General features: G+C 59.5%; 15 protein-coding genes. 2 read left to right on the top strand and 13 right to left on the bottom strand.

Annotation, left to right across the window (positions count from 1 at the left end; genetic code table 11):
• Window positions 1–59 precede the first annotated feature (59 nt).
• Complete coding sequence (locus tag MQW23_RS00220; RefSeq protein ID WP_252105808.1) at window positions 60–1,319, bottom strand: methyl-accepting chemotaxis protein; 1,260 nt, start codon at window positions 1,317–1,319, stop codon at window positions 60–62.
• Between MQW23_RS00220 and MQW23_RS19380 the strand changes: the two genes are divergently transcribed.
• The gene (locus tag MQW23_RS19380) at window positions 1,318–1,440 is read left to right on the top strand and encodes a hypothetical protein (protein ID WP_264297462.1); all 123 of its coding nucleotides are present in this window, start codon (window positions 1,318–1,320) and stop codon (window positions 1,438–1,440) included. The two genes, MQW23_RS00220 and MQW23_RS19380, sit on opposite strands and share 2 nt — an antisense overlap.
• Here the strand turns inward: MQW23_RS19380 and cheW are convergent.
• From cheW to MQW23_RS00165, 11 genes are all read right to left on the bottom strand, one after another.
• Window positions 1,431–1,931, bottom strand: coding sequence for a chemotaxis protein CheW (gene cheW, locus MQW23_RS00215; protein ID WP_252105807.1), 501 nt, complete (start codon window positions 1,929–1,931; stop codon window positions 1,431–1,433). The two genes, MQW23_RS19380 and cheW, sit on opposite strands and share 10 nt — an antisense overlap.
• Complete coding sequence (cheA, locus tag MQW23_RS00210) at window positions 1,928–4,042, bottom strand: chemotaxis protein CheA (RefSeq protein ID WP_252105806.1); 2,115 nt, start codon at window positions 4,040–4,042, stop codon at window positions 1,928–1,930. Before cheA ends, cheW begins: the two co-directional genes overlap by 4 nt.
• Window positions 4,043–4,086: 44 nt before the next feature.
• Complete coding sequence (motB, locus tag MQW23_RS00205; RefSeq protein WP_252105805.1) at window positions 4,087–5,004, bottom strand: flagellar motor protein MotB; 918 nt, start codon at window positions 5,002–5,004, stop codon at window positions 4,087–4,089.
• Entirely contained in the window at window positions 5,001–5,870 is an 870-nt protein-coding gene (gene motA / locus MQW23_RS00200; protein ID WP_252105804.1) for a flagellar motor stator protein MotA, read from the bottom strand. The genes motB and motA overlap by 4 nt, the downstream gene beginning before the upstream one ends.
• Window positions 5,871–6,082: 212 nt before the next feature.
• Window positions 6,083–6,607, bottom strand: a complete 525-nt coding sequence (gene flhC / locus MQW23_RS00195) for a flagellar transcriptional regulator FlhC (RefSeq protein WP_252105803.1) — start codon at window positions 6,605–6,607, stop codon at window positions 6,083–6,085.
• Window positions 6,604–6,936: a flagellar transcriptional regulator FlhD gene (gene flhD, locus MQW23_RS00190; RefSeq protein WP_252106723.1), complete on the bottom strand. Its 333-nt coding sequence runs from the start codon at window positions 6,934–6,936 to the stop codon at window positions 6,604–6,606. The genes flhC and flhD overlap by 4 nt, the downstream gene beginning before the upstream one ends.
• Window positions 6,937–7,038: 102 nt before the next feature.
• Window positions 7,039–7,332 (bottom strand): EscU/YscU/HrcU family type III secretion system export apparatus switch protein, encoded by a 294-nt coding sequence (locus tag MQW23_RS00185; RefSeq protein WP_252105802.1) that lies wholly within the window; start codon window positions 7,330–7,332, stop codon window positions 7,039–7,041.
• Window positions 7,332–8,636, bottom strand: a complete 1,305-nt coding sequence (locus MQW23_RS00180; RefSeq protein ID WP_252105801.1) for a flagellar hook-length control protein FliK — start codon at window positions 8,634–8,636, stop codon at window positions 7,332–7,334. The genes MQW23_RS00185 and MQW23_RS00180 overlap by 1 nt, the downstream gene beginning before the upstream one ends.
• Entirely contained in the window at window positions 8,633–9,019 is a 387-nt protein-coding gene (gene fliT, locus MQW23_RS00175) for a flagellar protein FliT (RefSeq protein WP_252105800.1), read from the bottom strand. The genes MQW23_RS00180 and fliT overlap by 4 nt, the downstream gene beginning before the upstream one ends.
• A 7-nt stretch (window positions 9,020–9,026) precedes the next feature.
• A complete protein-coding gene (gene fliS, locus MQW23_RS00170; protein WP_252105799.1) occupies window positions 9,027–9,443 on the bottom strand; it encodes a flagellar export chaperone FliS in 417 nt (138 codons plus the stop codon).
• Between the two features lie 144 nt (window positions 9,444–9,587).
• Complete coding sequence (locus MQW23_RS00165; protein ID WP_252105798.1) at window positions 9,588–11,282, bottom strand: HD domain-containing phosphohydrolase; 1,695 nt, start codon at window positions 11,280–11,282, stop codon at window positions 9,588–9,590.
• 271 nt (window positions 11,283–11,553) lie between these two features.
• Between MQW23_RS00165 and MQW23_RS00160 the strand changes: the two genes are divergently transcribed.
• Window positions 11,554–11,904 carry a flagellar protein FlaG gene (locus MQW23_RS00160; RefSeq protein ID WP_252105797.1) on the top strand — a complete coding sequence of 117 codons (351 nt, stop codon included), beginning with the start codon at window positions 11,554–11,556 and terminating at the stop codon, window positions 11,902–11,904.
• Window positions 11,905–12,037: 133 nt separating this feature from the next.
• Here MQW23_RS00160 and fliE read toward each other — a convergent pair whose 3' ends face one another.
• Entirely contained in the window at window positions 12,038–12,373 is a 336-nt protein-coding gene (fliE, locus tag MQW23_RS00155; protein ID WP_252105796.1) for a flagellar hook-basal body complex protein FliE, read from the bottom strand.
• Between the last annotated feature and the right edge of the window lie 184 nt (window positions 12,374–12,557).

The following is a 12,557-nucleotide window of genomic DNA, read 5'->3' as shown; positions in this document are numbered from 1 at the left end:
GTGAGCACGGCTAAACCGCGTTCTCCCGGGGTACTGTTAACGACCAGAACGATGCCGGTTTAAAACGCCTCCCACTCTTCGACGGCCGGCGCCGAGCGTACCGGCTTTGCCCGCACGACGGGCGCAGCGGGCAGCGCAGGCTTCGCTATCGGCGCGGCGCCATGGCCCCCCCCCTCGGCAACCTTGAAACGCACGACCGCGTCACGCAGTCGTGCCGCATCGCCTTCCAGCTCCCTTGCGCGTTCGGCGGCCTGCTGAACGAGCCGCGCGTTTTGCTGCACGACATCATCCATTTGGGTCACCGCCTGGTTCACTTGGCCGATCCCGTTGCTCTGTTCAGAAGAAGCCGATGCGATTTCGTCCATGATGTCGCTAACCCGCTGCACCGCGCTGACCAACCCTTGCATAGTCTCACCGGCCTGGTTGACCCGCGCCGTGCCGCTATCCACCTTGGCAAGCGAGGTATCGATGAGAGTGCGGATCTCCTGGGCGGCGGAGGCGGAGCGGCTGGCCAGGCTACGGACCTCTTGGGCGACCACGGCGAAACCACGGCCATGCTCGCCGGCACGCGCCGCTTCGACAGAGGCGTTGAGCGCCAGAATGTTGGTTTGAAACGCGATGGTATCGATGAGCGTGATGATGTCGGCTACCCGGTGCGAGCTCGAGCTAATCTCTTCCATGGTCTCGACGATCCGGCTCACTTCCTCGCCGCTTTGACGCGCGGTGAGGGTGGCATCGCTGGCCAACCGACTAGCCTGGCGCGCGTTGTCCGCGTTGTGGTTTACCGTGGAAGCGAGCTCCTCCATACTGGAGGCGGTCTCCTCGAGCGACGAGGCTTGCTGCTCGGTGCGCGCAGACAGGTCACCGTTGCTGCTGGCGATATCGTGGGCGCGCTCGAAAATCAGAGTTCCGCTTTGGCGTACCACCCCAACGGTCTGCGAAAGCGCCCCCTGCATCGCCGCCATGGCGAGGTAGAGCCGCCCGATTTCGTTGTTGCCGGGCGCGGTGATCGACTGGTTCAAATCGCCATCGGCCATACGCTCGAAGTAGCCCACCAGACGGCTCAGCGGGCGCAACACGTTCGCGCTCACGCCCCAGGCTACGACCGCCACGGTCAGCGCTGTGATCACCAAAATGGCGATCAGCGCCCAGCGCGCAAGGTCGGCGAAGGTGTCGAAACGCTGCTGAGCGGCGCCATCGGCCGCGCTGGCCACGAGTGCGCCGCTTTTATCCAGCGCGTAAAGCCCGGTGGCGCAGGCGGCGACGGTCAGACCGGAAAAGGTGACCAGAACCAGCGTCCAGCTCAGTCGAACGGTCATGTTGCTCAACAGGGTGTGCATCAACAATCGCCCCTTTTACGCCCGCGGCACTCGCCGCATCGGCGCTTTCAAAGTCCAGGTCGTGACCGAGCGCTATCGCGCCGGCGGCTATCAGGCGTGACGGGTAGTATCGACCAGCGCCATCTCTTCGCTGGTCAACAGCTTGTCGATGTCCACCAGCACCAGCATACGATCCTCGAGGCTGCCAAGCCCACTCAAAAAGTCCGAGGAGAGCGTGACGCCGAACTCCGGTGCCGGCTTGATCTGATCCGGCGTCAGCGTCATCACGTCCGACACGCCGTCCACCACGATGCCCACCACGCGGTCGGCCACGTTGACGACGATGACCACCGTCTGGCCGCCGTACTCGACGTTATCGAGGTGGAACTTGATGCGCAGATCGACGATCGGCACGATCACACCGCGCAAATTGGTTACGCCCTTGATGAAGTCCGGCGCGTTGGCGATACGGGTGACGTTTTCGTAACCGCGGATCTCCTGAACCTTCAGGATGTCGATGGCGTACTCTTCCTCGCCTAGCGAGAACACCAGAAATTCGCTGTTGTCCGCTTCGGCGGCGGACAGTACCGCATCACTATTGGCTTGGGTCATGACAGTTCGATCTCCTTGTCATACGAGAGGTATTGGGCGTAAGCGGATTTTCCCGCTTCCTTCTTGGCACGGCACAGTCGATGCAGCCCGGTAATGTCCAGAATCAGCGCGACGCTTCCGTCGCCCAGGATCGTGGCAGCGGAAACACCAGGTACTTTGCGGTAGTTGTCTTCTAGATTCTTGACCACCACCTGCTGCTGTCCGACCAACTCGTCGACCAGCAGCGCATAGCGCCGGCCTTCGCCCTGTACGATCACGGCGATACTACGGGTCGGGTCAGTGATGGCGTCTGCCACGTCGAGCGCTTCGTGAATAGCGATCACCGGCAGGTACTCGTCGCGCACCTTGAGGACGACGTCGTCACCGGCCATGGCGTACATGTCACCTTTCGCGGGCTGAAGCGACTCGAGCACCGTGGAAAGCGGCAAAATAAAGGTTTCACTACCCACCTTGATCGACATGCCGTCCAGGATGGCTAGCGTCAATGGCAGCACGATCCGCGTGTTGGTGCCCTCGCCAAGCTTCGATTGGATCTCGACACGTCCGCCCATGCCTTGAATATTACGCTTGACCACGTCCATGCCGACGCCGCGCCCGGACACGTCGGTTACCTCAGCGGCGGTGGAGAAACCCGGTGCGAAAATGAGCTGATACACTTCTTCATCCGACATGGTGTCGGAGACATTCAGGCCGTTTTCCCGCGCCTTGGCGAGCAGCCGCTCGCGGTCCATGCCGGCACCGTCATCCTTCACTTCGATCAGAATGTTACCGCCCTGATGACGCGCGGCTAGCGTCAGCTTGCCTTGGCGGGACTTGCCCAACGCTTCGCGCTTGTCGGGCATTTCGATGCCGTGATCGAGGCTGTTACGCACCAAGTGGGTCAGCGGGTCGGTGATCCGCTCGACCAAACTCTTGTCGAGTTCGGTGGATTTGCCCTCGGTGATCAGCTCGATCTCTTTACCCAGCTTGCCGGCGGTATCGCGCACCACGCGCGGGAAACGGCTGAAGACGAACTCCATGGGAATCATGCGAATCGACATCACCGCTTCCTGCAGGTCTCGGGCGTTGCGCTGCAGAAGGCTCATGCCGTTTTGCAGCGAGCCACTTGACGCCGATTGGTCGCTTAAATCGCTCACCGTCTGATCGAGCATGGACTGGGTGATGATCAGCTCGCCCACCAAATTGATGATCTGGTCGACCTTGTCTACCGATACGCGAATCGAGCTCGACTCCGATGCGCCTTTCTTGCCGCCCTTCTCACCCGCCTTCTCACCGCCTTTTTCGCCGGCACTTTTCGGCGCCGACGGCTTGCTGGCGGCGGGCGCTGGCGGGGCGGCGGGCTTTTCAGTAGGTGCAGACGGCGTGGGTGCCGGGGGCGTCGCCGGGGTGGCGGCGCTGTCCGGGGTGGACGCACTGGAGGGTGCAGCGCTGATGCTGATCTGCTCGGGCTCGATGATGAAGCACATCACCGCCTCGATGTCGTCGGCGCTGACGCTTGCCGTCATCACGACCTCGAAGCGCTGCTCGTCGCCGGACTGGCTCTGGATCTCGCCGAGCTGCTCGAGCTCTTCGACCAGCAGCGTGCGATCCTTTTCCTTGACGTTCAACAGCGCAACGAGAAGCTGACCACTCGCGGCCGGCTCGCTCGTTGCTACTGCGGGCTCGGGAGAAGCTTCGGGGCGGGGCTCGGAAGCGGCGACCGGAGCGATCGCCAGCGGTTCACCAATCTCCTCGAGCGCGATTTGTTGAAGCGTGTGGCAAATACGCTCGAAGGCCTGCTGATCGGGTTCCGACTCACTGCGGTAGGCGTTGAGCTGTTCGTGCATAATGTCCTTGGCCTCTAAAAACGTATCGACGAGGTCGGCTCGCAGCGAAAGCTCTCCCTTACGCGCGCTGTCCAGCAGGTTTTCCAGAATGTGCGTGGTTTTCTGCAACACGCTGAAGCCGAACGTGCCCGCTCCGCCCTTGATCGAATGGGCGGCGCGGAAGATGGCGTTTAGCTGCTCGCTATCTGGATCATCGACATCCAGCTCCAGCAAGTGCTGTTCCATATCCGCAAGGAGCTCTTCCGCCTCTTCGAAAAAGGTGTCAAAAAAATCCGCTATATCCATGCACTGCTCCACATTAGCGTCATAGTTGTTATGACAAGCCTTGCTTATTGGGCTGTATCGGCCTGCGGCAGATTTTCTAAAGTCTCTTCGAGGCTATTTTCGTCCGACACCGGATCGCCCTGACTCAAAATGCTCGGGTTACGGATCGCCTCGGCGATTTCGGGCAGCAGCACGACCAGCTCAATCCGACGGTTACGCGGATCGACGGATTCGGTTTCCGGCAGCAGCACGCGGTCAGCGAAGCCAGAGACGCGTAGAAGCTGGTCCGGGTCGAGCCCACCCGCAACGAGCTCGCGGCGCGAGGCGTTGGCACGGTCGTTGGAGAGCTCCCAGTTGCTGTAGCCCCGGTAGCCGCCGGCGTAGGGCACGCTGTCGGTGTGGCCGCTGATGCTGAGTTCGTTGGGCAGTTCGTTCAAAAGCGGCGCCATGGTACGTAGAAGACTTCGCATGTAGGAGGCGACCTGGTCGCTGCCGAGCTCGAACATCGGCCGCTGGTCGGTATCCAAAAGCTGGATGCGAAGCCCTTCGCGGGTCAGGTCGAAGCGCATTTGGGAGCGCAGCTGGCGAAGCTCCGGGTCCTGCTCGATCGCGCGCTCTATACGCGCCTGCAGCTCCTCGAAAAAGCGCCGCTCCTGGCTGCTGGGACGGGTGCGCTGGAGCGTATCGATTCGGGCACGCTCACCGTCGGTATGCGTGGGGTCAGGGCCGCCGCCGGGAATGACGTTGGTGCTGCCGGAGCGATCGCCACCGGTGATCGCGGTGGCAAGCGGCGCGCTAAAGTATTCGGCCACCCCTTGGCGCTGCTCGTCACTTGCCACGCTCAAAATCCAGAGCACCAAAAAAAGCGCCATCAGCGCGGTCATGAAGTCTGCCAACGCGATCTTCCACGCGCCGCCGTGGTGGGCGTGAACCACTTTCTTGCGCCGGATGACGATCGGGCGCTTGTCGGCCCCTTTACTCATGCAGCGCCACCCTTTTTGGCATCGCGAACGTACTCTTCAAGCTCGCTAAAGCTTGGGCGCTCGGCGGTGTGCAGCGCTTTACGGCCAAACTCCACGGCCAGCTGCGGGGCGTAGCCGTGCAGGCTTGCCAACAGCGTCACGCGGATACACTGAAGCATTTTCTCGGCCTCGCGGGCCTGGCGGTCGGCGTAGCTGGCGATGGGGCTAATGAAGCCGTAACCCAGCAAAATGCCCAGGAAGGTACCGACTAGCGCGTGGGCGATCATTTCGCCCATTTCGTCGGGGCTCGCATCGGCGTAGGTCAACGCCTTCACTACGCCCATGACCGCGGCCACGATACCGAAGGCGGGCATGGCGTCGCCCACCTTGTTGATCGCATCGATCGGCACGTGCATTTCCTGCTCGAACACTTCGATTTCGTGCAGCATTAGCTCGTCGATTTCCATGGGCTCCATGCCACCGCTGACCATCAGGCGCAGATAGTCGGTCAGAAAGTTCATGATGTGCGGGTCGGCAAGCACCGTGGGGTGTTCTTGAAACAGCGGACTCTCTGCGGGCGTGTCGATATCGCGCTCGATGCCGAGCATCCCTTCACGACGTATCTTCGACAGAATCTTGAACTGAAGCGCCATGAGCTCCATATAGAGCGCCTTGTTATACTTTTTGGCCCGCTTGAGCCGGGGCAGCACTTTGAAAGTCGCCTTGATCGCTTTACCGTTATTGGCCGCAATGAACGCGCCCACGCCAGCCCCCCCGATAATTAATAGCTCGAGAGGCTGATAAATCGGTCCAAGGCTTCCCCCCGCCAACATATACCCGCCGAATACCGACAGCAGTACCACCAGATAACCTAAGGGAATCAGCACGCGCACATTCCTTGCGATAACAGTGAGTAACTCGAGAAGTTATCGTCATCGATGATGAACGTAATTGCTTCTCGCCTAAGCAACGCTTAGGGCTATCATACCCGGGCAATGGCGATTCTTAATGATAAAGTACCGCCGCCTTTTACCTTTATCCCAGGATTAAAACCGGACAGGGCGCGGTAAAGAGAAACATAAAAGGCGTGGTGGACAACTCAGGATAGGGATTTACGCGTCTTTCCAGCGCGTGACGGCGGCTGGCAAATACCGCACACGTAGTCGCGGGTGGGGCTATGGGCGTGGGCGACGAAATAGCCCTCGCAGCGGGTACAGGCGGTGAGCTGTAAAAGGTCACTCTCGAAAAAGCGCACCAGCGTCCAGGCACGAGTTAAACCCAGCACAGGGTCGACATTTTCGAGTTTGATCTGCTCTTCATAAATACGATACGCCTTGACGAAGGCATCGATCCGCTCACAGTCAGTATTTTGCCTTAGGCTTTTATAAATATTATAGAAAAGCGACGAATGAACGTTGGGAAGCCAAGTTACGAACCAGTCCGTCGAAAAGGGAAGCATGCCCTTGGGCGGCGAGACGCCACGCACTTCCTTGTACAGTTTAATGAGTCGCGTGCGGCTGAGCTCAGTCTCCGTTTCCAGCACCTGCAGGCGGGCGCCAAGCTCGATGAGCTCGATCGCCAACTGCACTTGATGCATTTCATCAACGAGGCTTTTTTGGCTCACTCGTTCTCCCCCTCAGGCAGCGAATCGAACGGCTCGCTGGCCATCAATAGCGACGCATGAAGACCTGAAAGACCCTGATCCCTTGGGTTTTCCATCACCTGGCGCAATTGACCCGCGCTTATTTGGCTGAACCGACACACCAGTTGATTGGTGCGGGCGAGTCTGGATAACTGACGCGCGTTCATGGAGACGAGCAGATCGGCAAGCTCGTTGTCTACCTTCAAACGCAACATCGCCGCCTCACGGTCTTCGCTCAAAAGCCTCTGGGCCAACAACAGGTACGTGAGGTTAATTTCCTGAATTTCATCGAAGAGGCTTGTTTGACTCATAATGTTCCATCGAACGTCTAGGCGATAAAGAATTGTAATACTGACGTAAAAACATTGCGGTTGTTTGACCATTGTCATGGTTACACACAACGTCGGTATTGGCTACTTGCGCCTTTCTATATGAGTTGGCTCACTCTCCGAGAGCTCGAATACCCATACCAGCAGTTCGGCGACCACTTGATATAGGCTAGCAGGAATTTCGCTGTCCAGGTTGAGTTGCATTAAAAGCGCGACGAGTTCAGGAGCATCATGAACATAAATACCCTGGCGCTCGGCTTCGGCCATGATCCGCTCGGCAAGCTCACCGTAGCCCTTGGCAACGACGCGCGGCGCCTGTTCGCCATCCTGATAAGCAAGCGCGACCGCCTGGCGGCGACGCTCGTTCGAGGCGTCCATTAGAGCTCGTCCGCCATTGCTTTAAGCGTTACGCGCACATGCTGGAAGTCGAGCGCACCAAGACGGGTACGGAGGTCCTCCACGGCGGGCGTCAGACGCTGATGAGTCTCCACATTCTGGGCGGTCACATCGACCCCCAGGGTGGATTGAACGAGGGTGAGGGCGACGTCGAAGGCGCCAACCGCGGGGACATCAAGGTGCATTTGCGAATGCCACCGCTGATCGGCCTCTCCCTCTTCGCCGCCGGACTCGCCGAACTGGCCGCTACCGGGCAGCTTGATGACCAGTGCCATGAAGATGCCCGCCCAGACGTCCCCCTCCCAGCGTAAGGCTGGCGTCGCCAGCATCTCCAACTGCTGACGTACCAGCGGCTGGAGACTTTCGTGAACGATCTCGCGCTTGAACGTGGAAGCGGTGTCAGTATCGCGAAGCCCTTCGACATCCTGAGCCGTTGTGCCATTTCCCAGCGCCCCGCCAGTCAGCGGTGCTGGTGTCGATGCCAGACTTGTTGTCGGCCGCTCATAAACACCGGACTGAATACCGCTGGGCGAGGCGCCGGTCTGGCTGGAGCTGGCAGGCAACGGCATCTCGCCCGGCACGGCAAACGCTTGACGAGCTGGCGTTACCAAAGGCGATGCGGCGCTCAGCGACAGACCGCCCTCTTGAGCGGGTGCATGTACTAACATCAACGGTGTGTTGGGTAAAATGGCGCCGGGGGTCGAGAACTGAGCGCTGGGGCCGGTAAAGGCCCCCATGGCGGGTGCCTGGCCGGCGGCCTGGGGCCTGGCAAGCTGCATCTGTGGCTCGCGCATTAACTGCAAACGGGGCACATCGCCCTGAAACCAGCGCTTTAGATGGGCCTCATAGAAAAGGCCGCTGTCGCGGATACTGGCGCTCAAGCGATTGGAAAGCGTATCGACGCTGACCGGCTCATTGGGTTGCATCAGGGGGGCGGCGGGCCGCAGCGCGGCGGGCGGGGCGGGAAAACGCAGCAGCACATCGGCGATACTGCGCGCAGCAGGGCTAAAATGCGTTTGCGTGGAGCCAGGCGGCGCGTCGCCGCGGGCATCGACTGCCCCTCGACCGCGCTGATCGAGCGACGGAGGCAAGCGGCGGAGTTCGTCGATCAGTGGCTGCGCGGGAGGACGACCGTCGAGACTAGCATCGCGCGAAAGCGCACGGGGCCCATCGCCGTGAGTGACCGGCTGAACGGGTGCATTAATCGAACGCTGCAGCGATGACTCGCCCTGACGCCCCAGCACCTGGTGCATCAGCGTATCGATCAACGGCGTGATGCCGCTCACGGCGAGGGCTCATCCTGATAAGAGCTACCTTGCTGAGGGGCGTAGGCGCGGTGCAAATCACGCTGTTTTTGCGACACGCCAATAAGCTTTCCAAGTTCGTCGCGCCGAGTCACCAACCGCCGACGAATCTCGACATCGTGTTCGAGTATGCGCTCGAGAAGCTCGGCTTTGCGTGCCTTTCCGGCATCGTCGAGCATGACGCGCTCGTCGAGCTTGCGCAGTTTGTCGACCAGCACGACGTAGTGGGTACGCTCTTCGATAAGCTCCGCCCACTGCTCGCTGCTTGCCAGCGCCTGCATTTGAGCAGCGCGGGTCAAAAGCTTGGTGTAGGTGTCGAGCAGAAGTTGCTGGCTATCGGCGGATGCCGCATCGAAAGCAGACATGGGAGCCTCACGCACTTTGTTGTTGGCCGATTTCACGCCACGCCGAAGCGACATCCTCTAAAAGGCGCTCCGCCTGGTTCAGGCTTTCTTCGTCATTGCGCAAATTAGCGGTCAGCAGCAGACGCGCAATATAGTCGTAAAGCGACCCCAGCCGCTCTGCGATTTCGCCGCCCTTGTCCTGATCGAGCGCGGCGGCCAAACCGTTATTGACGATATCCAGCGCTTTCGAAATCGCGCGGCCTTTTTCGTTAACGTTACCCGCCTGCATGTGGATGCGTGCGGCGCGAATCGATGCTTGAGCGCCATCAAACAGCATGACAATGAGCTGGTGCGGGTCGGCAGACATGACGCCACTCTCCACGCCGACGCGAGCGTAGGCATTCGCTCCCCGGCCGTAGGCGCCGCCGCTGCGAGAATATGTCATAAGTGTGCTCCTTTATTGAAAAAATGGCCGCCGCCAGCGATGCGCTCAATGCACTTTTAAAGGCTATCGGCCTACCCTTACCTATCGGCGCCGTCAACGGTGACTTTAATCGTTAGCGTCCTTTTTAAGCGCAAATGCGGCGCGTCAGGTAGAAACCGCCAACTCGCGCTTCGGCGTTCCCAGTCGCTCAGCGACATCGCCGGCAACGCTGTATTTGAGCGTCCCTCTCAACGGCGCAACGGCCTGCTCGGTCAGCACGACCTCGGCAGGCGCTCCCTGGTCGTCAAGGCGTACGATCCAGCCAAGCTGCTCGCTCGAAAAACGCACCAGCGCCCCTACAGGAAGCGCCTTAAAATGGTCGATGCAGCGCTTGACCCAGCGCGCATCGAACTGCTCCGGGTGACTCAGCAGATAGCGGTAGATCTCCTGAGTCGTTTTGGCGGGCCGGTCAGGTCGGTCGCGGCGCATCGCCTCGACCACGTCGATGATCGCACAGGCGCGCGCAAGCTCGCCGAGCTCGACACCGCCCAGCCGATCCGGGTAGCCACTGCCATCCATACGCTCGTTGATACCCTTGATGACGGAGTGCGCCACGCTTTGCGAGAGCCATTGACAGCTCTTGAGGCGCTCGAGCAAAAGCCCCGGGTGCTCGCTCAACGCCTTGAGATGCGACGCCTCGAAATGGGGCGCCGTATACACTACCTGCGGGATCAACGCCTTGCCAAGATCGTGCACCAGCGCGCTTGCCACCAGGGCCTTACGCACATCCACCGGTAGATCGCCTCCGATCCAATCGAGCAGATGGATCGCTACCGCGATACCGTGACGCACGAGTACCGGCTCAAGCGACAGACAGCGAGAGGCGAACAAAAGCGCTTGGCGGTCCTCCTCATGCAGGCTAATGATGCGATCGGCGTTGAGTGACAGCTGGCGCGAGTCGATATCACTGCCCTGGGTTAGCAGCAGAAGCTGGGCGTCCAGATACGCCGCCACCTTAACCAGCCGCCGGGCAGCGGGCGTGGCGTAGTGCTTGAGATCACGCCGACCGACCTGGTCCTGCTCGCTCTTGTCCATTCCCTGAGCAGTAAACAGCGGCGACGATTGGCGCGTGGCGACCTCGGACTCCTTGTCATAGCGCGTAGCTTCGCGCTCGATTTCGCAGACGAAATACCAGATCTTGCGCGACTGATCGACGGTATGGTCAACCAACTCGAAGCCCACGCGCAGCAGATGGTGCTCGGCATCGGTTTGCTGGTGACGCGCTTCGGCATCGACCGCGAAGTGCGTGCCGTCGGGAAAGGTGAATTCCAAACGCAGCGGCGAGCTGGATTGAGTTAAAAGGCCACTAGCACTAAGCGGAAGCTCGACCTGGCAGCCGCTTTGCGACAAATCGCGAAGCTCACCTCGAACGCTATCGCCCCGCTCATCGACCACCCGCACCGCGACCGACATCCCCAGACGCAACTGCGCGCGAAACGATTCACGCCGCTGGAGCACCCAAAGCGCGTCGGGATAGCCGCTGGTACAAAGAAAGCGCCCGCCAGAGTGGCGGGTTTCGATTAGCGTTAAAGGCGTGGTGCGAATGACCTTTCCCTGAGACTGCCCGCGCAGAAAAAAGGAGTCGCCGGCCTGTAGCTGATGCAGAAGATGGCTCACCGCTGACAGGTCCATGACCAGCGCCTCGCCGGGATACTGCTCCATTAACACGATCGGCTCGGGGTCTGCCTCCGGGGTCGACAGACAGATCGACACCCCTCCGGTTTCGATCATTGTATCCAGCAAAGCGCCCATCGCCGATTGGTCGTCGACGCTTTCAAACCCGTCCTGCTCAACTTCCATGACCCACCTCGTCGCGGTCGGCGCAAGCGGTTGGCGCCGGTCTCAATGCGGCTAGCATATCAAAGGTTATCAAGCGCTATTGCCTTATATGGCGCAGCGCTCATGGCTATTTTAGGCATTCAAGTAATTGCTAAAGTTGATCACTTACAAACGCTAAAGTGATGCAGCAGATGGCCGATAGCTACTGTCGAGGCCCGTGCGTATGTGGCTGGGCTTCGGTTTGATGAAAGCGGACTTTTCGCGCCTGACAGCCCAACAAAAGGATCTACGTATGGACTCTTTACCACTGGATAGTTCCCTAACCGCCTCCAATATCGGCACAACGCCTTACAACTCACTCCCTCAACGTCAGCAGATCGTGGAAGGGCTCTCGATGGCACCCGCCGCCGCCAGCTCGCTGCCTTCCCGCGAGGAGATCGAGGAGCCGATGGCGCGTATCAATGAAATGATGCGCCAGCGCGGGCTGGAGTTCGAACTTAGCGAGGAGCCAACGCGGCTCATCACGAGAGTGATCGATCGCGAAACAGGGGATGTGATTCGTCAGATTCCCAATGAGGAAGTGCTGGCCGTTTTTAGACACATCGAGGAAATGCAGGGGGGATTGATTTCGCTCGAGGCGTAAATCGAGGCATTGAAAGAGACAGCCGAACAGGCGCTTGAACACGTCATTTACACCGGCCTGAGCGGCTGTATTTAAAAACTGTTTTTGAGACAGTTTTTAAACAGGATCAAAAAGGCAGCTCCTCTGGTACGCGCTATACCTGCATGTTCATGACATCGCGGTAGGCGCTGACCATGCGGTTACGCACCTGCATTCCCATTTGAAAGGCGACGCTCGCCTTTTGCATATCGACCATGACGTCGTTAAGCTCGAGATTCGGTTCACCGGCCTGGAATGCCATCGCTTTGGTGTTGGCGCTTTGCTGTAACTCATTGATACGCCTAATCGACGCCTGCAGTTCGCTGCCGAAACCGCTTTGCCCAACACCGCTGGCTCCTAAAGCTGTCGGATCGTTTTTCAAGGGCGCCGCGGCTTGAGAAGCCAGCCCATGCATCTGCTGTAGCGCCGACTGAATGGCAGGTGAGCTCATACGCATACCTCATTGAGAAGCCGGTTAAAGTAATACCGTCACCCTATCATCAGCAGCAGATTACTCATACGAACAAATAAGTAAGAAAAGCTGAGCTTTTCCTTCGTTCATGCTCGACCCGCCTAAGCATAATGGCGCAAATCAAAGTTCCGCATCATTTCATCGATTTGGACGTCTGTTCACG

The sequence above is a fragment of the Halomonas sp. S3-1-1 genome (assembly GCF_023757625.1).
Lineage (GTDB): Bacteria > Pseudomonadota > Gammaproteobacteria > Pseudomonadales > Halomonadaceae > Vreelandella.
This window is presented reverse-complemented; position numbering and strand designations above follow the sequence as displayed.

Coding starts and splice junctions, on each gene's coding strand:
- MQW23_RS19380 (WP_264297462.1), top strand. CDS start 1,318: ATGTTGCTCAACAGGGTGTGCATCAACAATCGCCCCTTTTACGCCCGC.
- MQW23_RS00220 (WP_252105808.1), bottom strand. CDS start 1,319: ATGACCGTTCGACTGAGCTGGACGCTGGTTCTGGTCACCTTTTCCGGT.
- cheW (WP_252105807.1), bottom strand. CDS start 1,931: ATGACCCAAGCCAATAGTGATGCGGTACTGTCCGCCGCCGAAGCGGAC.
- cheA (WP_252105806.1), bottom strand. CDS start 4,042: ATGGATATAGCGGATTTTTTTGACACCTTTTTCGAAGAGGCGGAAGAG.
- motB (WP_252105805.1), bottom strand. CDS start 5,004: ATGAGTAAAGGGGCCGACAAGCGCCCGATCGTCATCCGGCGCAAGAAA.
- flhD (WP_252106723.1), bottom strand. CDS start 6,936: ATGAGTCAAACAAGCCTCTTCGATGAAATTCAGGAAATTAACCTCACG.
- MQW23_RS00185 (WP_252105802.1), bottom strand. CDS start 7,332: ATGGACGCCTCGAACGAGCGTCGCCGCCAGGCGGTCGCGCTTGCTTAT.
- fliT (WP_252105800.1), bottom strand. CDS start 9,019: ATGTCTGCTTTCGATGCGGCATCCGCCGATAGCCAGCAACTTCTGCTC.
- fliS (WP_252105799.1), bottom strand. CDS start 9,443: ATGACATATTCTCGCAGCGGCGGCGCCTACGGCCGGGGAGCGAATGCC.
- MQW23_RS00165 (WP_252105798.1), bottom strand. CDS start 11,282: ATGGAAGTTGAGCAGGACGGGTTTGAAAGCGTCGACGACCAATCGGCG.
- MQW23_RS00160 (WP_252105797.1), top strand. CDS start 11,554: ATGGACTCTTTACCACTGGATAGTTCCCTAACCGCCTCCAATATCGGC.
- fliE (WP_252105796.1), bottom strand. CDS start 12,373: ATGAGCTCACCTGCCATTCAGTCGGCGCTACAGCAGATGCATGGGCTG.